Origin of the sequence: Aerococcus sp. UBA6277 (assembly GCF_002440555.1) — a bacterium.
GTDB lineage: Bacteria > Bacillota > Bacilli > Lactobacillales > Aerococcaceae > Aerococcus.
Genome location: NZ_DJUR01000020.1, coordinates 40,926 through 65,123 on the forward strand (window position 1 = coordinate 40,926; position 24,198 = coordinate 65,123).

Genomic DNA, 24,198 nt, shown 5'->3' on the forward strand with positions numbered 1-24,198 from the left:
CCTATCCGACTGGTAACAAAAGGATTGAAACAAGATGTATTTTTTAGGGCCGTTACTTACATGGCTAGAAGACATTTCTGCAGGAAGAATTTTAAATTTCCATTTAGTAGAGTTGTCATTGTTTAGTTTGGATAAAACCATTCTATATATGATTGCGTTACTGATTATTCAAGCAGGAATCATTTTCTATAAACGGTCTAAGAATACAGATTATTCGATTGACTGGTTTAGAGAAGTAATCAAATTTACCTTTGCCACATATTTAATATTGTTGGTACATTTAACCGTACTACGTTATGATTGGCAATGGTGGCAGGCGTCCTTTAATTTTGAACGGTCGCTGGATGAACTAAATTGGGTACCACTGGTTGATACTATTAAGTTAAGAAATGGGTCCGCATTTTCCTTCTGGTATAACTTCTTTGGAAATGTTGTTTGGTTCTTTCCATTTGGAATGATGTTCCCCTATATTTTTAAGATGAAGCGTGCCTTCTTCATCACTTTACTTTGGGGATTGTTATTTTCCGTATCAATTGAAACCATGCAATTTTATTTAGAAACAGGCGTGAGTCATATAGATGACGTCATCTTTAATGGCGCAGGGGTAATTATCGGTTATCTGATCTATGACATTTTGAAAATCAGCAACAGGTACATAAAAGGGAGAAAAAATACAAATGGCTAAAAAAAACACACAATTACCAAAAAAGGAACTACGTAAATGGGCAACCACCCAAGTGAAAAAAGGACAAATCCTTTTAACTGAAAAAGACTTCGTTAATCCACCATCATTTACTGAAGGTGAACTAGTCGAAATCATCGGAATCGACCACGAATTCCTAGGCTACGGCTACATGGCCAAACAACATAAAGGTGTGGGTTGGATCCTAACAACTGACCAAAACGCTGACACAGGCTTACTTGGTGACCTTGATTTCGTACAAGCGAAATTACAAGAAGCCAAGAACCAACGCCAGGCCCTATTAATCGACGACATGACTACTGCCTTCCGTATTTTCAACGGTGAAGGTGACGGCATCGGCGGTTTCACAATCGACTGGTACGCAGGTTACGCCCTGATTCAATGGTATTCAGAAGGGATTTACCGCTATAAAGACATTATCCTTGAAGCCCTAAACAACGTATTCCCAGAACTTAAAGGCATTGTTGGGAAAAACAGATTCAACTTAGACGGTACAGGCAGCGCCAAGCAATCAGAAGTTTTAGCAGGCGACATTCCTGAAACCTTAACCATCCAAGAAAACGGCGTAAATTACATCGTTCGCCTTGATGATGGTTGGATGACAGGGATTTTCTTAGACCAACGTAACGTTCGTAACTACATTCAAACTGAAATTGCACCAGGCAAATCATTGCTGAACTTGTTCTCATACACAGGGGCCTTCTCTGTCGCTGCAGCACTAGGTGGGGCAGCTGAAACGATGAGTGTTGATGTGGCAAAACGAAGCCTACAATTAACTCAAGAGCAGTTCCAAGCCAACGGTTTAGAAATCGGTGACCAACATAAAGTCCGCGTGATGGATGTATTCAACTACTTAGATTATGCAAAAACACATGATCTACGTTTTGACATCGTGGTTCTTGACCCACCTTCATTCTCACGTACGAAAAAACACACTTTCCAAGCCAGCAAAGACTACCGGGACTTAGTTGCTTCAGCTTTAACTATCTTAAATACTGGTGGTTACCTTGTCAGTTCAACAAATGCCGCAAACATGACCAAAGAAGATTTCATTAAACAAATTGGTGAAGGTTCAGATGACGCACGCGTGGACATCATGCCAGTAGCTGACTTTGGCTTACCAGTAGACTTCCCGGCACCAAAAGGTAACCCGGAAAGTGACTACCTAAAAGTAGAAATCTTCCAAAAATTATAATAAGCATTCAGTCATTGCTAGATTTGTAATCAGAACGTAGGGAATATGGATGTCTATGCGTTTGAAGAGAGCTCAACTAGTAGTGGGACCGCCCTCAGAAAAAATTTCTGAGGGCTTTTCTGACGACTCATTCTGGACGTCGGCTCTCGCACCTTGGAGTCTTCACTGTTAAGGCATGCTAGGAAAGCTTCATCCTTTGGCTAGAAAGACACTATCATTTGATTAAGCTTGAAGGTAAAATTACTCATAAAAGTTTCAATTAAAATATAATTTGTAGAAAATTACCTGCTCAAAAATTTTGAAGCGCGTTTTGGCTTGCGAACTTTTGTGCATCATTAGAAAGTACCGGGTAAAATTAATGGCCAGAGATTGTTGTCGGTTAAATGACTCAATTCTTGACCAATTTCAATTCTCGTAAAATGACTCATCAGCTTCAAATCCGGAAGCCCTTTTGCCAAAAAATGAGATAGTGATATAAATGTCAGTATTGTGCTAGAAATGGTAGTATGTAATTATAACAATATAAATAACTGAAAAAACACAACAGAAAGTAGGAATTTGAGTGAAAAGTAGAGCTGCTGTTGCATTTAATCCAGGTGAACCGCTGGAGATTGTTGAAATTGATGTTGAAGAACCAAAGGCGAAAGAGGTATTGGTGAAGATTTTATATACTTCTGTTTGCCATACGGATGCTTTTACCTTATCGGGTGATGATCCAGAGGGTGTATTCCCTGCTGTACTAGGCCATGAGGGTGCTGGTGTGGTTGTTGCTGTAGGTGATGAAGTGACGTCAGTTGAGGTAGGGGACCACGTGATTCCGCTATACACGGCTGAATGTGGGGAGTGTAAATTCTGTCGTTCTGGTAAAACAAACTTATGTAGTGCTGTCCGTGAAACGCAGGGTAAAGGATTAATGCCCGATGGTACTACGCGGTTCTCTTATAATGGCAAGCCTATTTACCATTACATGGGGACAAGTACTTTTAGTGAGTATACAGTCGTTCCTGAGATTTCATTAGCGAAAATTGATAAGGAAGCGCCACTTGATAAAGTCGGTCTATTTGGTTGTGGTGTCACAACTGGGATCGGTGCAGTCCATAACACCGCTAAAGTAGAAGAAGGCGCTGTGACGGCTGTATTTGGTTTAGGTGCTATTGGATTAGCGGCTATTCAAGGTTTGGTGCAAGCGAAAGCAAGTCGTATTATTGTAATCGACTTAAACGAAGATAAGTTTGAATTAGCTGAAAAAATGGGTGCTACTGACTTCCTAAATCCATCTAAATTCGACCAACCAATCCAAGATGTCATCATTGAAATGACAGACGGTGGGGTAGATTACAGTTTCGAGTGTATCGGAAACGTTGACGTGATGCGTTCAGCCCTAGAAGCTTGTCATAAAGGTTGGGGTGAAAGCGTCATTATCGGAGTTGCCGGTGCAGGTAAAGAAATCCACACACGTCCTTTCCAATTAGTTACAGGTCGTGTATGGCGCGGGTCTGCCTTTGGTGGCGTGAAAGGTAGAACGCAACTACCAGGTATGGTTCAAGATTACATGAACGGTGAGATTGATATCGATTCGTTTATCACCCATAACCTTGATTTCACAGACATCAATGAGGCGTTTGACCTGCTGCATAAAGGTGAATCTATCCGTACCATGTTGACTTACGGGGAGTGATGAAAATTGACTTTAGAAATGATTGCTAGCAATCGTGCCTTTGGCGGTGAACACCGTAAATACCGCCATTTCTCAAATACCTTACAATGCGACATGACTTTTAGTCTATTCTTGCCCTCTAATGAAAAGGGGCAAGAAATCCCACTCGTTTGGTTTTTATCTGGTTTAACTTGTACGGACGATAACTTTAGTCAAAAAAGTGGTTTCCAAAGATTAGCTGAAAAAGAGCAAGTAGCTGTTTTGATTCCAGATACATCACCACGCGGAGACGATGTTGCCGATGACGACGCTTATGACCTTGGTCAAGGGGCAGGATTCTATTTGAACGCCACACAAGAACCATGGGCCAACCATTACAAGATGTATGATTATCTTGTGGATGAATTGGGGCTAATCGCAGCCGATTTAATCCCTCATTATTCGGGTCAAGAAAGTATCATGGGCCATTCAATGGGTGGACACGGTGCCTTAGTTATTGGCTTGAAAAACGCCGACCGCTTTAAAGCAATCTCTGCCTTTGCACCAATTCTAAGCCCAAGCCAAGTGCCGTGGGGAATCAAAGCCTTCACGACTTATCTTGGTGAAAATCAAGACGCTTGGAAAGAATGGGACGCTACAGAACTGATTAAAGACGTTGACGCGCCATCAATTCTAATCACCCAAGGTAGCCAAGATGAATTCTATCCAGAACAATTAGACGAAAGCCATTTCCTCAAAAACGCCGAGGAAAATGGTCAAGTAGTCAATTACCAAAAAGTAGCAGGCTATGACCATAGCTATTACTTCATCGCAACATTCTTAGAAGAACACTTCGCCTTCCACAAACAACATTTAAAATAACATAACAATGACGTCCCTTGAAGTAGACTTGAACAAGCTACTTTAGGGGCGTTTTTTGATTGGGAAAAAGAGGGGCTAGCTCAAATCGGACGGATGAATAATCGTTAAACAGAAAGAATCAATATGATAAGACAACCTCAAAACGCATCCCAACCGGCAAACCACCCCGGGGATTGAACGAAATATTTAATTTAAAAATCATAAAATTCATGAGATCGTATTTTTTGATAACTTAAATTAAATGTTTCGATTCTTTGATTTTGCCTGACCAAATAGTATATGATTAAAAGGAATTGGGCGAAAAGACGAAGAATTAGGGTAATTTAAAAAGGAAAGTATGGTGTTGTATAGTGGCTTACATTCACTTAAAGGATGTTGTAAAACAATACGGAACAGGGAATACCGCAATTTTAGCCAATGACCACGTAAATTTAGAAATTGAAGAAGGGGAATTTGTTGTCATTCTAGGCCCTTCTGGTGCTGGGAAATCAACGCTTTTAAATATTCTAGGTGGGATGGATGCAGTCACTTCGGGTGAAGTTTTAGTAGCGGATAAAAACATCGCTTCATATGACGAGAAAGGGTTAACCGAATACCGGCGTGACGAAGTGGGCTTCATTTTCCAAAACTATAACTTAATCCCTAACTTAACGGCTATTGAAAATGTAGAGGTGTCTGAAGAAATTTCGGATAATTCATTAGCGGCCAAGGATGCATTGCAAGGAGTTGGCTTATACCACCGCAAGGACAATTTCCCCTCACAATTATCAGGTGGGGAACAGCAACGTGTATCGATCGCCCGTGCGATTGCGAAAAATCCAAAGTTATTACTATGTGATGAACCAACGGGTGCTTTAGATTATGAAACTGGGAAAAAGGTGTTAGGATTCTTACAAGATTTAACCAATGAACAGGGGACAACTGTTGTTGTCATCACCCATAACCAGGCGATTGCACCGATGGCTGACCGTGTCATCAAAATCAATGATGGCACTGTCTCGTCACAGGAATTAAATGCACAACCAATGCCAATTCAAGATATTGAATGGTAGGTGGTGCTTGATGAAAATGAAGAATCGAAAAATATGGTTAGACGGCTTTCGCGAGATTAAGAATACTCTGGGGCGTTTTTTAGCGCTCTTGCTGATTATCGCCTTGGGAACAGGCTTCTTCGTGGGTATCCGTGCTGCTGCACCAGATATGATTGCAATAGCGGATAAGTATTTTAACAAAACCAACTTAGAAGATATGTCTATTCAGTCAACCATGGGGCTAGACGAGGATGATTTAGCCTTATTGGAAGATGTGGAAGATATTGAATATCAACCTTATGCCTATGTTGACCGTCAGATTGCTACGAGTCATGATTTAATCCGTTTCTATCCAAACTTCAATGAAACATCAGATATCAACCAATTTGATGTCCAAGAAGGACGGTTACCTGAAGCGACCGATGAAATCGCCATTGATAACCAATTAGCCAATGAGGAAGACTACCAAATTGGTCAAGAGATCAGTTTAACTGCTTTAGGCGTTGATTCAGAAGATGATGAAAGTGGTGCGCCAGCTCTTTCAGGTGAGACTTTTACCATTGTTGGATATGTGAACTCACCCCTGCAAATTTCAAATGTTAGCCGCGGTGCGACAGTGCTTGGAGACGGGCAATTAAACGGTTTTGCGGTGGTTGCACCTGAAGCGATTAATGGGGATATTTATACCAGTATCGCTATTGACGTGACCTCTGTAGATGATTTAGAGGCCTATTCAGACGAGTACAATCAAGTCATCGCAGACAAGCAATCAGAAATTGAAGACGTATTCGCCGACCGACCAAGTGAAGTCTATAACCAGACTGTATCTGAAGCAGAATCAGAAATCTCTTCTGGAGAAGCGGAAATTGACTCTGCTAGATCAGAATTAGCGTCTGGCGAAAGTGAATTAAACCGAGCACAATCAGAAATTGATGACAACCAAAGTCAACTAGACCAACAGAAAAGTCAAGTAGAGTCGCAACTACCAGAAGGTGTATCCTTAGAACAAGCAGGTATGTCTAGTGTGGCCGCTCAATTACAAGCTGGTCAAGCAAGTCTTGATTCAACTCAAAGTGAGTTAAACCAAGCAAGAAATGAATATGAAAGTGAAAGTCAGGAAGCTGAAGAATCCTTGTCTAGCGCTGAAGCAGATATTGCGGACGCTAAATCAACAGTGGCTGATTTAGATAAACCGACATATACGATTAACGACCGTTCTGCCGTCTCAGGCTACACCGCTTGGGAAAATAATGCAGATAACATGGCGACAATTGGCCAAGCCTTCCCAATTATTTTCTTCCTGATTGCAGCTTTAGTTTCCTTTACCAACATGCAACGGATGGTAACGGAGCAACGGGTTCAAATTGGGACATATAAAGCCTTAGGTTATAGCCCACGAACGATTCAAACCAAGTATATTATGTATGCGGGAGTGGCTGCTATTTTAGGGATGGTCATCGGTATTTCAATCGGTAACTATCTATTCCCGAATATCATTGTGACTGCCTTCTCCAATACCGTCGCCTTACCTGGCATGATGTACACTTGGCAAATTATGGACATCTCAATCGCAGTAGGGATTTCCTTGTTGACGACTGTTGTACCAGCTTGGTTGACCACTAGAACGACTCTGAACGAGAAGACCGCCCGCTTATTGCAACCTATTACTGGTAAGAATGGCCAACACATTTTCCTAGAAAGACTTAAAGGGTTTTGGTCCCGCTTGAGTTTCCAAGGCAAAATCACTTGGCGGAACATCTTTCTCTATAAAGGGCGTAACTTGATGACCATTATCGGGGTTGCCGGATGTGCCATGTTGATTGTCACTGGATTCGGTCTATCTGACTCTATTTCAGGTCTACCGGACGAACAATTTAGCCAAGTGAAAATGTATGACGGGAGCCTTTCGCTTAATATGGTTGCCAGTCAAGAAGATCGCGACCAAGTAGTGACCGATTTAACAGCTAATGACGACGTAGAGGACGTTTTACCACTGACTCGTGATGTTCTGATGACCGATGACGATTCAATCACCCAACAAATTGTAAGTGTTATGGCCTTTGAATCAGACAGCAACTACCATGACTACTTCCAAATGCAGGAATTAGACACTGAGAATCAATTATCCTTACCTGAAGAAGGTGTCCTTATCACCGCTAAACTAGCCTCATTGTTAGGCGTTCAAGCAGGAGATACAGTGACCTTAGTGGATACCAATAGCGATCCTTATGAATTTTCTATAAAAGGCGTTATTACCAACTATCTAGGTCATGAAATGTACATGACAGACGCTTACTATCAAGAGGTATTCGATGAAGAAAATGAAGACAACACAGCCCTTGTTCAATTTGATAGTGGCTTATCCACTAGCGACCAATCCGCAATCTTTGACCAAGTCAAAGAAAAAGCTGGCGTCATTGGGACAAGTTTAAACGCTAGTCAAATCACGGACTTTGAAGAAACCCTATCAGCCCTTGATTTGGTTACCGTCGTCTTGATTATTTCTGCAGGAGGCTTGGCCTTTATCGTCCTTTACTCATTAACCAATATTAATGTGTCAGAACGTATGCACGAATTGGCGACAGTTAAGGTGCTAGGATTCCGGTCACTTGAAGTCAGCATGTATGTTTATCGAGAAACCTTATTCTTAACCATGGTTGGGATTATCATTGGGAATTTCTTAGGTTACGGCTTACTAGGCTATATCTTAAATACAGTGGCAATCGATCAAGTATTCTTCCCGATTGTGATACAATGGCAATCTTACCTATACGCAAGTCTGATTACCTTAGCATTTTCCCTTGTGGTCATGATCTTCATGCACTACAAATTGAAGAAAGTGGAAATGGTATCAGCACTAAAAGAAGAAGATTAATAAAAGTAGGACCGGATTTAATTCCGGTCTTATTTTTTATGGGCAAAATCATTAAATCTACCAAATTTCATACAATATTGTTTTAAGTAAACCCCTAATATTAGGCTTTTGTGTCTCATCTTCTCCTTTAATTCCTTAAAAATTAAAGGATTTTCTAGACATGGCTTGAGTTTTTAGTAAAATGAGAGTAACAAAAGATGATAGCGCTTACAAATTCTAATGTTTAAGGAGAGATAAACAATGAATTTGGACTGGATTAAAACGCGCGCAATTACTTCCCCTGAAAAGGTGGCGGTGATTGATCCATTGAAACACACGGAATTTACCTATCAAGATTTAAATCAACGAGCGGAAATTTTAGCTCGGCACTTGGTAGAGGATGCAGGCATCAAAAAGGGAGACCGGATTGCCACTTTTGCTCCTAACGATATTGCTATTATTGATATGTTGTTAGCGGCAATTAAGATTGGTGCAGTCTTTGTGCCACTCAACTGGCGGTTAAAACCAGTAGAAATCGCCCGAGTGGTAGAAGATGCAGGTATTGAATATATTTTATATGCCACGAACCATTTAGACCGCCTTTCAGAAGTACCTGACGCTTACATCAAGTACAATGTGGACGAGGCTGAATACAATCAAATGATGGATGTAAGTAACCATCAAGCTTTTGATAGTGTGTCTGTTGATTGGCAAGATCCGATTTTATTAATTTATACCTCCGGATCAACTGGTCGTCCAAAAGGTGTCATCCATACCCATGAAAGCTATTTAAATAATGTATTTAATCAAATCACTTCTTGGAGAATGAGTGAAGACTGGGTAACAATTGGGTCAACACCAATGTTCCACATTTTAGGTTTTATTGATATTGCAATACCTATGTTAGTTGTAGGTGGTCAATTAGTCTTAGAACGCTACTTCAACTATGAAACCATTAACGATTGGATCCGTACCTACAAACCAAATGTACTGGTCATGATTCCAACCATGTACTACGGTATTATCGCGTCACCTGACTTTAAACCAGAAAACTTAATGAGCGTAGACTTATTAGTCGCAGGGGGGTCACCACCATTACCAGCTGTGCAAAAAGTTTTCCAACAAATGGGTAAAATGATTATTAATGCCTACGGCTTAACCGAAGCGCCTTTACTAACATTTAATACTAGTCAACGCGCTAATGAGCGCCCAGCTACAATTGGTTCTCCTCTTTTATTTGATGAAATGATCGTTGTAGATGATGAGATGCACCCATTACCGCAAGGTGAAATTGGTGAATTGTTGGTGAAAGGGAAGAACGTAACACCTGGTTATTGGAAGCTGCCTGAAGAAAATGCCAAAGCTTTCCACGATGGCTATTTTAGAACTGGGGATTTAGCTTACTTAAACGAACATGGTGAAATGACTTTAGTCAATCGTTTGAAAGAATTGATTATTACTGGTGGGGAAAATGTCCTACCGTCTGAAGTTGAGGCTGTATTAACCCAGCATCCATTGGTTAAATCAGCTATTGTACTTGGATTTGAACATCCAAAATTTGGTGAATCTGTTTCAGCAGCGATCATGGTCAATAAAGAGGTTGAAGGCGCAGACCAGTTCCAAGAGGTACTAGATCAATTCTGCTTGGAAAAACTTGCCGGTTATAAGACACCAAAACTTTACATGGAAATTGATGAAATTCCAGTTAACTCAGTTGGTAAACCAGACCGTCTAGAACTTAGCCGTATGATGGCAGCACACGCTAAAGAAAATTTGACAGCAAGCGCAGGTAGCTAAAATAAACATTCATTTAGGCACTAGGAGGCTTATTTTCCTAGTGCTTTTTTTATTTGCTTTTAAATTTATCTAATAATGATTGCTTGTAAAAATCAACTATATAGAGGATTTTGTATTCCGTTTTTTAATAATAATTATTAGTTCAACTTATAGCTATTGTTAATAATGCCTTTTAAGAAAGCGTTTACAATAACTATTAGTATTGCTCATAGTCCGTATTAATGAGGCTTATTTTTCTTTACACCTTGTTGGTATTATCATGAACTTGTAAGCGATATCATCTTTGTTAGTTTTACTAGAAAATATTCAATTAAGCAAAACCAGCGTGACAATTGATCTATATATAAATAATAAGGAGTGTTTACCTCATGGAAAATAGAGAAGCAGTATTAAAAGCGTTATTCCCAGAAGATATCTTAAAGATTTCAAGTGGTTTAACTGATGGAGAAATTGAAATTTTAAGACAGTTGGTTGAATTATTAGAAAGTAAATACCGTAGTGGATTAAATGAGGCGTGGGTAAGTGAAACGGAGCCAAAAGGATTCTTTGAAGATATGGGGAAATTAAGATATTTTGATAACCCGCTGTTATTTGAAGGTCGTGAAGGTAAAAAGACAACTAGTCAATTATTCCAATTCTTCTTCGCTTTTACCCTATCACGCTTTGATGTTTCCTTGAATACCTTATTGGGTGTACATACTGGTTTAGGTTTTAATACCTTCCTATTTGGTGGGAGCCCAGAGCAAGTCCAAAAATACATTCCACAATTAGCTAGCCACCAATTACGTACTTGCTTCGCTTTAACCGAACCAAACCACGGTTCTGACGTAGCCTGGGGTCTAGAAACGAGTGCTAGACGTGAAGGAGATAAGTGGATCATTAATGGTGAGAAACGTTGGATTGGGGGGGCATCCGTTGCTGATGTGATTCCAGTATTTGCCCGTGATGAAGAAACTGGGAAACCAAAATGCTTCATTGTTAAGGCGGGACAAGCTGGTTTGGATATTGATGTAATTCAAAATAAAATTGCTCTAAAAATTGTGCCAAATGCTAATATCCATTTGAAAGATGTTGAAGTAGCTGAAAGTGATCGACTACAAAATATCAATTCATTTAAAGATATTGCGAAAGTTTTATATTCAACACGTGCAGGAGTTGCCAACATGGCCACCGGTGCGATGGCTGGGGCATTACAAGCTAGCTTGAAATATGTCACTGAGCGTAAGCAATTTGGTAAAGAAATTTCGAATTATCAATTAGTACAAGAAAAATTAGCCATGATGCAAGGAAATTTAACTGCTGCAATGGCTCTATGTTCACAAATTGCACGTCAACAAGAGGAAGGTGACTACAACGAGGTAGTAACTTCAGTCGGTAAAATGATGAATGCATTAAGACTTCGGGAAACAGTGGCGATGGGACGCGGAATCTGTGGAGGTAACGGGATTGTAGTAGACAATGATATTGCTCGATTCTTTGCAGATGCAGAAGCCGTCTACACCTATGAAGGAACGCACGAAGTAAATGCTTTAGTCATTGGTCGTGCCTTAACCGGACAAGCAGCATTTAATTAGTAATTTAAACTGACAATAATAAAGAGCCGGGTAGACAGTTCAAATAATCTGCCCAATCTCTTATTTTTAGAAAATTGATCAAAGATGGAGGGAAATACAATGACAATTACAAAAGCGACCGTTCTCGGAGCTGGTGTCATGGGGAGTCAAATTGCCGCCTTACTCGTAAATGCGGGATTGAAAGTACAATTATTAGATGTTGTCATCGATGAAAATGAACCCAATAAACTTTCTAAGTCTGGCTATGACCGTATCACTGACCGCAAGAAACCGATGTTATATCAAAGTCAATTTCAAGGTAACTTAACTTACGGGAATTTTGATGATGACTTAAAGGAACCTTCAGATGCCGATATTTTTATTGAAGCAGTTAAAGAAGATATCAAGATTAAGCACGCAATTTGGGAAAAGATTGCTGCCGTTGCTAAACCAGAAGCCATTCTAGCGACAAATACTTCTGGTATCCCAATTGAGGCAATTGCTAAAGTTTTTAAAGGGGCTGAACGTGAACGATTCTTAGGTATGCACTTCTTTAATCCACCACGCTATATGAAATTGGTGGAATTGATTCCAACTGAATTCACTTCTGAAGCGACGGTTAATCAATTAAAAGTCTTTACTGAGAAAAAATTAGGTAAAGGGGTAGTTATAGCCAATGATGTACCAGCCTTCATCGCTAATAGAACGGGCACCCATTCTATGAATGACATTATGTACCGAGCTGAACGTGACGGCTTGTCAATCACGGAAGTAGATGCCTTAACAGGAAAAGTACTTGGGCGACCACGCACTGGGACTTATGGTTTATCCGACTTAGTAGGGAATGATGTGGGTACTTTTGTAGTTGGAGGCTTGACGCAAGATCCAAGCGAACAACCATATTTCAACCAACCTACTTTAATTGGCAAATTGGTTGAAGCAGGGGCTTTAGGTAATAAGGTTGGTCATGGTTTTTATAAGAAAGAAGGGCGTCAACGTTTAGTGGTAGATCCAGAAACATTGACTTATAAACCAGTTGAAAAACCTAACTTACCAATTTTAGCTGAGTTTTCAAGTAATTTAAAAAATAATATGGATATCATTTTTAAATCTACAGATACAGCTGGTAAGTTACTTTGGGAAACTTTAGCGAGTACCTTCTATTATGCAGCCAATAATATACCTAAAGCGGCAGCAGATTACAAAGATATCGACCGGGCAATGGTTTGGGGTTACAATTGGAAAATGGGTCCCTTCCAACTCTGGGATTTAATGGGCTTTGAACGGGTTAAAAAACGTATTGAAAAAGAGATTGGTCCCCTACCTGAATGGGTAGATCATCGAGATGAGCCATTCTACCAAAAAGGGGAAATACTTGAGAATATTACGCCAATGAGTGAAAAAACAGATGAAAATATTTGGCAAACAGATGCATCTACTTTAAGTGTTATAAATGGAGATCAGTTATTATTTAATTTCCATACACCAAATAACACAATCACAGGGGATTTATCGACTGAATTGATTAAAGCAGTCGATGAATTAGAGTCTGGCGACTATGTTGGTATGGTGATCTATTCAAATGGGCCGCATTTCAGTCCAGGAGCTAATTTGAATATGATGAAGGAAGCAATTGAATCTGACGGGGTTGATGAGTTAATTGGCCAAACGATTAGTGAATTACATAAAGCGGTTAATAGCGTTCGTTACGCATCAAAACCAATTGTAACGGCTGTCCGTGGGCGTGCACTTGGTGGAGGGGCAGAACTAGTTCTAGCTTCACCTTATGTTGTAGCAGCGGCTGAATCTTATATTGGTTTAGTTGAAGTGGGTGTTGGTCTAATCCCTGGTGGCGGTGGATTAGCGGAATTAACTGAACGTGTAATGAATATGCCAATCCAAAAAGATGCGAAAATGCGTATTCTAGGCGATGTCATTACGCGCGTAGCTTCTGGTGATGTATCGATGTCAGCTTATGAAGCCAGAGATAAATACTATCTAAGACAGTCTGATGATATTGTGGCAGCTAGTGATAGCGTAGTGGAGATTGCCTTAGACAAGTTAACTTATTTAGCTAAAACGAACTATATTCCACGAACTAAAGTGAACTTCCCAATTCTAGGTACTAGCTTCAAAGCGGTTGTGGAAGGTCAATTAGATGCGATGCGACTAGGCCATTTTATCAGTGACTATGATATGGAATTAGGGTTAACCGTTGCAGAAATTATGACAGGTGGGGACTTACCTGAGGGAACATTTGTTAACCAAGATTGGTTACAACATCTAGAAAAAATGCATTTCCTTAGATTAGCGAACAACCAAAAAACATATGAACGGATTGCCTATATGTTAGAAACACGTAAACCATTACGAAACTAGTGGATGAAATTAGGAAGGAATGAACGAATGATGCAAGATGCTTATATCGTTTCTTATGGCCGATCAGCGATTGGTAAAGGGCGGCCGAATGGGGCCCTAGCCAATGATCGTCCAGATGATGTTGCTGCTGAAGTATTAAAAGGGGTCATTGACCGTATTGAAGGTGACTTTGATCCAGCTTTAATTGAGGATGTCATTGTCGGATCAGCCTTTCCAGAAGGTGTGCAAGGGATGAACTTTGCCCGTACAATTGCCTTACGGGCGGGATTACCTTATACAGTTGCTGGTCAAACAGTGAACCGCTATTGTTCATCGGGATTGCAAACAATTGCTATAGCAGCTAATGCTATTATGGCTGGCCAATCAGATGTGCTAGTAGCTGGTGGTGTTGAGTTTATGAGTGCAGTTCCGATGGGTGGGAATGAACCAACAAATAACCCAACCTTACAAACAGAAGATTCGGGTGTGTCTTATCCAATGGGGTTAACTGCTGAAAATGTAGCAAGTAAATACAAGGTTAGTCGCGAAGACCAGGATGCATTTGGTGTAGAAAGTCATCGCCGGGCCCACAAAGCACAAACTTCTGGTCGTTTTGAGGATGAGATTATACCGGTTACTACCCATAAAGTGCGCTATACAGAACATGGTCCACGAGTAGAAGAAAAAATATTTGATCAAGATGAAGGGATTCGACCAGAGTCTTCAATGGAAACTTTAGGAAAATTACGGACAATCTTTAAGGCAGATGGCTCTGTAACAGCAGGAACAGCTTCACAAATTTCTGATGGTGCAAGTTTTGTTGTCTTAATGTCAGGCGATAAAGTTAAAGAATTAGGGGTTAAACCAATTGCTCGTTTTGTTGGCTTTAAGGCTGTTGGCGTTGATCCAAAATATATGGGGATTGGCCCAGCCTATGCCATTCCAGAGGTCTTAGAACTTACTGGCTTAACTTTAGATGATTTAGATTTAATTGAGTTAAACGAGGCCTTTGCCTCCCAAGCTTTAGCGTCAATTCGTGAATTAGGTATTGATCAATCCATCACCAATGTGAATGGTGGAGCGATTGCCCTGGGACATCCTTTAGGGGCAACAGGTGCGATTTTAACATCAAGGTTACTAGCTGAAATGGGCAAGCGTGAAGATAGTAAGTACGGCATGGTGTCTATGTGTATAGGTGCTGGTATGGGTGCTGCTGGTATCTTTGAGTATATTCACTAGACAAGATGGTATAAGGACTCGCTAAGTTATTGGAATTCTATTAGCTTGGCTAGTCCTTCGCCCATTTTGCAAAGGAGTAAATCAATGTTTGAAACAATTTTATTTACCATCGAGAACCAAATTGCAAGGATTACCTTTAATCGTGAAGCTTCCGGCAATGCCTTTTCTGAAACAACTTATCAGGAAGTGATTGATGCTGTAGCATCCGTCGAAGAGAACCCAGATGTAAAGGCGATTGTAATTACAGGGGCTGGAAAATACTTCTGCGCTGGTGGTGATATTCGCCAATTTAAAGACTTGGCGGCGTCTGGTGAAGGTATTCCCGAATCAGGTGTGATTAAAACGGGAGAAATGGTTGCAGCAGTTCGTAGGTCGTCTAAACCAGTGATTGCGGCTGTAAACGGTGTAGCAGCTGGTGCTGGGTTAGGCTTAGCCTTAGCTTGTGATTTTATCCTGATGGGAGAAAACGCACAATTAGTGACAGCCTTCATTCAGATGGCTTTTCCAGGGGATACTAGCTTACTGTTTAATTTGAGTGAGTCAATTGGGACCTACCGTACCAATCGTCATGTTATGTTAAATGAACCCATCACAGCTGAGTTAGCTGAAAAATATGGCCTAACCTATCAAGTAGTGCCGGATGCAGATTTACTAGCATCCGCTTTGGACTTGGCTAGTTGTTTTGTTGCTAGTCCTTCTGTAGCTATAGCTTATCAAAAAGCAATAATGTATGACCTACAATATCCACAAGCTTTAGAGAATAACCAATTAGAAGCGAAATATATGCGTAAGGCTTCCTTAACTGAAGATCACCGCGAGGCAGTAACTGCTTTCTTAGCGAAAAGAAAGCCTCAGTTTAAAGGAAAATAGCCTGGTATGTTAAACTATTGGCAAGAAGAAACGTAAAGGGGCCAATAAATATGGACATCAACCAAATGCAGTATTTTGTGGAAATTGTAAAATCAAATGGTAATTTAACAGTTGCCGCAGATAACCTTTTTGTCTCACAGTCAGCGCTAAGCCAATTTATTAAAAACTTTGAAAAACAGCAAGGTGTGTCTCTCTTTAACCGAAAGAACGGAAGAATTGTAAGCGTTTCAGAATCGGGGATGCGCGTTTATAGTTCAGCCTTAAAGGTCCTGAATCAATACAGCAATCTAGAACAAGTGATTGAGAAAGAATCGCTCGTCCACAAGGGGCGCATCAAGATTGGGATTCACCCAACTTACTTAAGGTTTTTCTTTAATAAGTTTATTCCACAATTCCTCATTGAAAATCCAGATGCCCACATTGAAATTGTGGAAGCTGGGACCAATGATTTATACCAGATGCTACAAGATAATATGATTCATATGGCAGTCCTAGTACCACCTGAGATATTAGATGAAAATAAATATGAATCACATCAATTAGTGAGAACAGAAATTGTGGCTTTTATGGGACCAGACCATCCTTTAAGGACGAAACGCCTACTTAAATGGTTACATCTAGATGGCTATCATTATGTTACTTATAACAAGGAAGACATTGTGCACGATTTGGTTAGGGAAAAATTACGTACCCATGATTCTAAGGCGATTCAATTGTTTACTTCAGGTTCTTGGGATTACATGATTGAAACAGTCCTCTATAATCAATTGGTGGCGCTATTACCAACAGTATATTTTAGTTTATTTATTTCAAAATTAAATCAGATGGGGATTGTGGAGAAACGATTTGAAGATCCTATTCCTTATATTCCAACCTTAGTACGTGAGAAAAAAGCAGGGTATTCAAAAGTTGAAAACTTTGTTTACCAATCTATTTTAGAGAATTTCTATCTAGAAAATGAAAGTCTTAAATATGATTTTCTAGATGAAGCTTAATTAGTGGTTATTAGATAAATACGGTACGGACAATGAACTTTCATGATAAGTGCAGGCCTATTTGATAACCTCTAATCGTTAATATGAGAAGGAGCGATCCAATATGCAAACGCGTGTCACTGAAATGCTCAATATTCAGTATCCAATTATCCAAGGGGGAATGCAGTATATGTCGCTGGCTGAACTTGCTTCAGCTGTGTCAAATGCTGGTGGACTTGGTATAGTACCGTCCATGGCTTTCCCGGATGTCGATAGTTTAAGAGCTGAAGTCCAAAAAATGAAATCTTTAACTGATAAACCCTTTGGCTTCAACATTTCATTAGTACCTGAAGTAGCCATGCCACAAGTGATTATGGATTATATTCAAGTCTTGGTTGAAGAGGGGGTACCAGTAGTTGAAACTTCTGGTCAACGACCAAGAAACTTTATCCAACCATTGAAAGATGCTGGGATTAAAGTGATTCATAAAGTTACTTCTATCCGACATGGGTTAGCGGCACAGGAAGATGGTGCGGATATCATTGCCTTTGTTGGTGCTGAAGGTGGTGGCCATCCGGGAGTAGACCTTGTTTCTGGTCCAGTACTTTGGGCTAAAGCGGTAGAGAAAATGTCTGTACCTGTATTGGCTGCTGGGGGGATTGTGGACAGTAAAAGCCTATATGCCGCTATGGCTTTAGGTGTAGATGGTGTCTTAATGTCCACTAGATTTCTGGCAACACCAGAAGTGAATGCTTCGGAGACTTATCGGCAGGCCTTATTACAGATACCAGAAAATGGAACTGTTTTAACAATGACCTCTTTAAGAAATGCTATGCGTGTGGCGAATAATGAAATGGCTCAAGAAATCCTTCAAGCAGAAAAAGACGGCGCGACACTAGAAACACTAATGCCTTTGATTTCTGGGCGTAGGTCTTATGAAGCGATGCAAAATGGGGATGTCCAACATGCGCAACTCAGCATGGGTCAAGGTGTGGGGCGGATTAACGAGATTATGACAGTTGATGAAATATTTGAGGAACTGATTAATGGTTTCCAAGAACGACATGCCTATATGACTAACCTTTCGGCTGTATTTAAGTAGGAGGGTAGGCATATGGATAAACAGCAGATACTTTCAGATTTATATCCTGAGGACGTATACGGATTCAGCCAAAAATTAACTGAAATAGAAGTTGAATTGTTGAGTAAATTGCGTCAAGTATTAGAAAACCAAATAGCGCCTACTTTAAAACAGCACTGGAAACAAGAGACTTTTCCTTTTGAGGGCTTTAAAGCGGTCGGCGACCTAGGTTTAATGAACCATCCTGATTTATTCAAAGAAGAACAGCGCCCATATAAAGTGAGCGAATATTTTAATCTTTTCCGTTATTATGAATTGGCTAGGACGGATATGTCCTTAGCGACCTTTATGACTGTCCATGCGGGGCTAGGCTTTACTACCTTACTACTAGGCGGAAGTCAGGAACAAATTGATTATTTTGCACCAAAATTTACTAGTTTTGAATGGCAGACTTGTTTTGCCCTAACAGAGCCCGACCATGGATCTGATATTGCTGGTGGTATGGCGACAACAGCTTTAAGAGATGGCGATAACTGGCTACTAAATGGTGAGAAACGGTGGATTGGCGGCGCAGGTTCAGCTGATTTCATACCAGTATTTGCCCGGAACCCAGAAAATAATGATATTCTTTGCTTCATGGTATCAACTGCAACCGAAGGGCTTACTGTAGAGAAGATTGATGGGAAAATAGCCCTAAGACTGGTACAAAATGGCCATATTCATTTAAAGAATGTACAGGTAGCTGAGGCCTTTAGACTACCTAAAATTCAATCCTTCAGAGATGTTTCGCGTATCCTTTACGCAACGCGTGCAGACGTTTCCCATATTACGGCAGGTGGGCATGCGGGTACCTTGAGAGCGGCTTTGAGATACACGGGACAGCGAGAGCAATTCGGTAAAAAAGTTAGCCAATTCCAAATTACCCAGGAAAAATTAGCGAGGATGCAAGCGAATGCCGCAACTGGCTTATCCTTGTCTTATCGCTTAGCTGAGCTTCAAACTGAGGGGAAATATGCTGAAGTGCCAGCATCGATTGCTAAAATGCAAAATGCGCGCTTATTAAGGGAAACTGTCGCATTGGGTAGAGAAATTTGCGGAGGAAATGGTATTACTGTTGATACGGAAGTCGCAAGATATTTTGGCGATGCAGAAGCTATTTATTCCTATGAAGGGACACATGAAGTGAATAGTTTGATTATAGGGCGACATTTAACAGGGTTTAGCGCCTTTGTATAGTTTGTTTAAAAGTCTTTTGGCGGACCGGGTGCGAAAACTTAGTCCGCTATTTTTATTGAAGCATTAAAAAGAATTTAGAGGTGGACTATGAAAAGTAAGGTACGTTCAGTAACAGAAATTGTCACCTTAGTGAAAGATGAGGCACGCATTGCTTTTACAACTAGTGGTATTGGCGGTTTGGCGGAGGAATTTTTTGGTGCCTTACGTTATCAATATGAGCAAACCAGTCATCCAAAAGACATTACGGTGATATCAGTTGCAGGACTCAGTCGCGGTGAGGGAACGGGAATTGACTTATTGCTAGCACCTGGATTACTCAAACGCTATATCGGGTCACATATCCACGGAGCCCCATTAACTGGGCAAGCTGCTTTGGATAATCAAATTGAACTATTTATTATACCGCAAGGCACGATTGGTTTACTTTATCGAAATGCCGCGGAGAAAGGACCAGGTGTGTGGACGAAAGTAGGAATTGATACCTATGTAGACCCTCGTCAATCTGGCGGAAAAATGTCTGATAAAGCTCGTCAGCAAGAAGACTTAATGACAGTTGAAACACTACAAGGAGAAGAGTGGTTATTTTATAAAAACATTGGTATTGATGTGGCCGTCATTAAAGCAACTTATGCTGATGAGAAGGGGAACTTGGCTTTCACGCATGAACCTATGAATCTTCAAGCGTTAACAATGGCTATTGCTGCAAAGAATTCTGGTGGAATCGTCATTGCTCAAGTTGAACAAGTAGTTAAAAAAGATAGTCTCCAGGCTAAATCCGTTCTTGTACCAGGAATTTTAGTGGATTATGTGTATAAGGGCACAGCTGAGTATCATCAACAAACTTTTGCTACCAGTTATAATCCGTTACTTTCAAATGAAATTCGTAGCCATCATTTACCAATAAAACCAGGACCGTTGTCCCCTAAATTGGTGATTGCACGTAGGGCAGCTTTGGAATTGAAGCAGGATTCTATTATTAATATAGGCGTTGGACTGCCTTGTATGGTATCTAATTTATTCTATGAAGCCCATTTACTGGATCAATATCATTTCACCACAGATTTAGGAGCTGTTGGTGGGGTGCCTGCTCCAGGTTTTGACTATGGACCAAATTATAATGCAGAGGCAGTCATTAACTCTGGTGACATGTTCGACCTATACCATGGTGGCGGTCTAGAGACAACAATACTTGGATTTGGTGAAATAAATCAAAATGGCAATGTGAATACGACTTTATTAGGTAACCGTATTATGGGTCCTGGTGGTATGATGGACATTGCGGAAGGGGCAAAGCAAATTATTTTTGTAGGTCCTTTTATGGTGAAAGATAAAAGTCATATTGAAAATAACCAACTAGTCATTGATGATCAAGGAAGTAAAAGTAAATTTACGGACCCCCTATCCTATATTACGTTCAATGGGTTAAACGCAGTTAAGGCGGGTAAGAAAATAACCATTGTAACTGATAGAGCGGTGTTTGAATTGGATAAGGAGGCGAAATTGGTTTTAACTGAATTGGCACCTGGTCTAGACTTGCAAAAGGACATTCTCGATCAAATGGGATTCAGCCCAGTTGTAGCGGATGATTTGAAAGTAATGGACAGCCATTTATTTGCAGAAGCCTGGTCTCTGAAGAATGGTCAGGTACAATAATGAGTTTTTGGTGAGGGAATAATGTCAAAAGCCCATGCTATCAATATTTGACAGGGCTCTGTAAAGCATATAAAATGGGGTGGACTGATGGCTGAATTAAGATATTTAGGAGATAGTAATGTTGATGAATAGGGTAGCAATTGTCGTTGAACCTGTGACAAAGGATCAATCCGGCGAAATCCGCGTCTTAGTGGATCAAATGGTTTACAAGGCAAAGAGTGCAATTCCTGACGGCGAATTCGTTCAAAACGAATTGGTTAAGATTTGCCGCATTGAAGACGACATCGCATACTGCCAACGTGGTATGCTAGATAATCAATATGATCAAGATATCAAAGTTTCTTTTGGTAGCTAAAATAGTAATATTTTTTTGCAATACATATAAAGTGAAGCGGATCTCCTTTTTCGGAAATCTGCTTTTTTTCTCAAAAAAATAACGTTTACATAAAGTTTACACCATTCAAATACGAATATTAATATGTGTTTGGTATGATATAATTAGCGAGTCACTTATTTGGTTTTATATGAGGAGGAGAAAATGTCAAAACGTTATTTTATTTCTACTAGTCGTATTGTGTTATCAATCGCAGCAGCAGGTATGGTTGGTTTAGCAGCTACACCTCAAGCTGAAGCGGCAGAATTAACCGCCGTCGCAGAAGCACCCGCAGCAAATGCCACAAGTACTGAAGCTACAAGTTCTGAAGTGGTTGCTGAAGAAGTACCAGCAACTGAAGAGACCACAGCAAGTGAAACAGCAGTTGAAGAAACTGTAGCAAGCAAATCAGCAGAATCTTCAGCAGTAACTGAAACAACAGAAGAAGTAGCTACTGAACCTGTCGTTGAAGAATCAACACTTGTAGAGCCAGTTGTTGAAGACGTGATTACGGAAGACTTAACAGTGTCAGAAGTAGCCGTTGAAACACCTGTAACGACTGCAGCAAGCGACGTAGATACTGATGGCGACGGTCGTGTGGATGAAATTACCATTGCCCATACAAATGACATTCACGGTCGTGCTGAACAAGCTAACGGTGTAATTGGTATCGCAAATGCAGCCCAATACTATGAAGAAGTTGGCGCAGATGTGATTGTAGATGCTGGGGATGCTTTCCAAGGTTTACCTTTGTCCAACCATGATGAAGGTGCAGCGATGGCTGAAGCGATGAATGAAGCTGGCTATGACGCAATGGCAGTGGGTAACCACGAATTTGACTTCGGTCAAGATGTTGCAACTGGTTATCAAGACAAAACTGGTTTCCCTGTATTATCTGTAAACACTGTATATGCAGATAGCCAAGAGTTAGTATTTGAACCTTCTACAAACATTGCGACACAAGGGTATAACTTAGGTGTTGTTGGGGTATCAACACCAGAAACAGCGACTAAAACGCATCCAAATAACGTTGAAAACATTGAATTCTTATCTCCAATTGATACAACAATTAATGAAATTAACCGTTTAATCGAAGACCAAACAACAATTGAAGATGCCTTTATCGTCTTATCTCACTTAGGTATAGATGCAACAACGAATGAAGAATGGCGCTCAACCGCTTTAGCAACGGCTTTAGATGACGTTGCAGCATTCGATGCTTACCAAATTATCGTTTTAGATGGTCACTCTCATACAGCTTTTGCCAATGAACGTTATGGTAATGTTTTACTACAACAAACTGGTACTGCTTTAAATAATATTGGGTTAGTGACATTGAACTTTGTTGATCCATCATTAACAGAAGGCCAATTAGTGGATGCACAAACAGCCTTAGAAACAATTGGTTATGAATTTGACGAAGAGGGCAACCAAGTAACTGCTGGTCGTACAAATGAAACAGTTCAAGCGATTGTTGATGAAGCTTCTACGGCTTTTGAAGAAGAAACAGGTCGTGTAATCGTTGAAGAAAATCCAATATGGTTTAACGGTGTTCGTGAGTACGCGCGTTCACACGAAACAAACGCAGGTACTTACGTTTCTGACGCAATGGTTGAATACGGCCGTAACGGTGGTTTCAACAATCCAACTGATTTCGCCATGATCAACGGTGGTGGTATTCGTGACCAAATCGTTCAAGGTGAACCAATCACTGAAGGCGACGTAATTGCTGTCTTACCATTTGGTAATATCATCTCTCAAATCCAAGTAACTGGTGAAACAATTTATGACATGTTTGAATTGGCTTACTCAGCAGCGACTGTGACTGAACCTTATTCATCTTCTGATGGCCAATACACTGTAGAAGCAATCGATGAAGACTCAAACTTGCCAAGCTTAGCGGCTTTAGGTGGTTTCTTACAAGTATCTTCTGACATCAAAATCTACTTCGACCCAACATTAGAAGCAGGTCAACGTGTATTAGGTGTTTACATCTTAAACCGTGAAACAGGTGAATTTGAATTAGTGGCTGATGACGCAAGTGATAGCTACTTCATGGCAACTAACGACTTCTTAGCACAAGGTGGAGACGGCTATACTATGCTATCTGGTGAACGTGAAGAAGGACCTTCATTAGACGGTGTTGTGATGGATGCAATGGCAACTGGCGTTTTAAACTTAGCAGACTATGCTGACGCATTACCACAAAACCAAATCATCCCAATCTTAACTGCTGACTACGAAGCTTTACTTGCTGAAGCTGGTGAAACACCAGGTGAAGAAGTTCCAAGTGAAGAAGTTCCAAGTGAAGAAGTTCCAAGTGAAGAAGTTCCAAGTGAAGAAGTTCCAAGTGAAGAAGTACCAGTTGAAGAAACGCCTGTAGAGGAAACGCCGGCAGAAGAAACGTCGGCAGAAGAAACCAATGGCGGTGAGGCAGAAGAAGCGACTTCAGGTAAAACGGATGGACAATCAGGATCAACTGAAGCTGGTGCTACAGATAAAGCAGCAGATAAGGCTGATCCTAAAACAACAGGTAAATCATCTAAAGCTGAGGAAAAAGAAGCAGCTGTAGCGGCTGCGGCCACATTGCCAAATGCTGGATTTACTGCAGGTGGCTTTGGATTTGCCTTCTCAGCAATCGTTGCTGGATTAGGTTTAGCCTTACCAGGACGCAAACGTAAATAATCGATACAAATATATTGATACCAATATAAGAAGCAAAAAGAGGGCTGTCTCCTTTATGATATGCTCCCTCTAAAGTAG

17 protein-coding genes are annotated in these 24,198 nt (G+C 40.5%); all 17 read left to right on the forward strand.

What is annotated here, in order from left to right:
• Positions 1-34 precede the first annotated feature (34 nt).
• The 17 genes from B2V22_RS03655 to B2V22_RS03735 all read left to right on the forward strand — a co-directional run bounded on the left by B2V22_RS03655 (position 35) and on the right by B2V22_RS03735 (position 24,120).
• Positions 35-685: a VanZ family protein gene (locus B2V22_RS03655; RefSeq protein ID WP_290490627.1), complete on the forward strand. Its 651-nt coding sequence runs from the start codon at positions 35-37 to the stop codon at positions 683-685.
• Complete coding sequence (locus B2V22_RS03660; protein ID WP_290490628.1) at positions 678-1,898, forward strand: class I SAM-dependent rRNA methyltransferase; 1,221 nt, start codon at positions 678-680, stop codon at positions 1,896-1,898. Before B2V22_RS03655 ends, B2V22_RS03660 begins: the two co-directional genes overlap by 8 nt.
• A 562-nt stretch (positions 1,899-2,460) precedes the next feature.
• A complete protein-coding gene (locus B2V22_RS03665; protein ID WP_290490629.1) occupies positions 2,461-3,576 on the forward strand; it encodes an S-(hydroxymethyl)glutathione dehydrogenase/class III alcohol dehydrogenase in 1,116 nt (371 codons plus the stop codon).
• Between the two features lie 6 nt (positions 3,577-3,582).
• Complete coding sequence (gene fghA, locus B2V22_RS03670; RefSeq protein ID WP_290490630.1) at positions 3,583-4,416, forward strand: S-formylglutathione hydrolase; 834 nt, start codon at positions 3,583-3,585, stop codon at positions 4,414-4,416.
• Between the two features lie 350 nt (positions 4,417-4,766).
• Positions 4,767-5,468, forward strand: a complete 702-nt coding sequence (locus tag B2V22_RS03675) for an ABC transporter ATP-binding protein (protein ID WP_290490631.1) — start codon at positions 4,767-4,769, stop codon at positions 5,466-5,468.
• A gap of 10 nt (positions 5,469-5,478) precedes the next feature.
• A complete protein-coding gene (locus tag B2V22_RS03680; RefSeq protein ID WP_290490632.1) occupies positions 5,479-8,322 on the forward strand; it encodes an FtsX-like permease family protein in 2,844 nt (947 codons plus the stop codon).
• A gap of 240 nt (positions 8,323-8,562) precedes the next feature.
• Positions 8,563-10,098, forward strand: a complete 1,536-nt coding sequence (locus tag B2V22_RS03685) for a class I adenylate-forming enzyme family protein (RefSeq protein WP_290490633.1) — start codon at positions 8,563-8,565, stop codon at positions 10,096-10,098.
• 368 nt (positions 10,099-10,466) lie between these two features.
• A complete protein-coding gene (locus tag B2V22_RS03690) occupies positions 10,467-11,672 on the forward strand; it encodes an acyl-CoA dehydrogenase family protein (RefSeq protein ID WP_290490634.1) in 1,206 nt (401 codons plus the stop codon).
• Between the two features lie 99 nt (positions 11,673-11,771).
• Complete coding sequence (locus B2V22_RS03695) at positions 11,772-14,030, forward strand: 3-hydroxyacyl-CoA dehydrogenase/enoyl-CoA hydratase family protein (protein WP_290490635.1); 2,259 nt, start codon at positions 11,772-11,774, stop codon at positions 14,028-14,030.
• Between the two features lie 30 nt (positions 14,031-14,060).
• Positions 14,061-15,248 (forward strand): thiolase family protein, encoded by a 1,188-nt coding sequence (locus B2V22_RS03700; RefSeq protein WP_290490644.1) that lies wholly within the window; start codon positions 14,061-14,063, stop codon positions 15,246-15,248.
• Positions 15,249-15,332: 84 nt separating this feature from the next.
• Positions 15,333-16,118 carry an enoyl-CoA hydratase/isomerase family protein gene (locus B2V22_RS03705; RefSeq protein WP_290490636.1) on the forward strand — a complete coding sequence of 262 codons (786 nt, stop codon included), beginning with the start codon at positions 15,333-15,335 and terminating at the stop codon, positions 16,116-16,118.
• Between the two features lie 50 nt (positions 16,119-16,168).
• Positions 16,169-17,113 (forward strand): LysR family transcriptional regulator, encoded by a 945-nt coding sequence (locus B2V22_RS03710; RefSeq protein WP_290490637.1) that lies wholly within the window; start codon positions 16,169-16,171, stop codon positions 17,111-17,113.
• 103 nt (positions 17,114-17,216) lie between these two features.
• The gene (locus B2V22_RS03715) at positions 17,217-18,194 is read left to right on the forward strand and encodes an NAD(P)H-dependent flavin oxidoreductase (RefSeq protein ID WP_290490638.1); all 978 of its coding nucleotides are present in this window, start codon (positions 17,217-17,219) and stop codon (positions 18,192-18,194) included.
• Positions 18,195-18,206: 12 nt separating this feature from the next.
• Positions 18,207-19,409: an acyl-CoA dehydrogenase family protein gene (locus tag B2V22_RS03720; RefSeq protein ID WP_290490639.1), complete on the forward strand. Its 1,203-nt coding sequence runs from the start codon at positions 18,207-18,209 to the stop codon at positions 19,407-19,409.
• Positions 19,410-19,496: 87 nt separating this feature from the next.
• Entirely contained in the window at positions 19,497-21,062 is a 1,566-nt protein-coding gene (locus B2V22_RS03725) for a CoA-transferase (protein WP_290490640.1), read from the forward strand.
• Between the two features lie 118 nt (positions 21,063-21,180).
• Positions 21,181-21,417 carry a hypothetical protein gene (locus tag B2V22_RS03730; protein ID WP_111857533.1) on the forward strand — a complete coding sequence of 79 codons (237 nt, stop codon included), beginning with the start codon at positions 21,181-21,183 and terminating at the stop codon, positions 21,415-21,417.
• A 183-nt stretch (positions 21,418-21,600) separates the two neighbouring features.
• Complete coding sequence (locus B2V22_RS03735) at positions 21,601-24,120, forward strand: 5'-nucleotidase C-terminal domain-containing protein (protein WP_290490641.1); 2,520 nt, start codon at positions 21,601-21,603, stop codon at positions 24,118-24,120.
• The last annotated feature ends 78 nt before the right edge of the window (positions 24,121-24,198 follow it).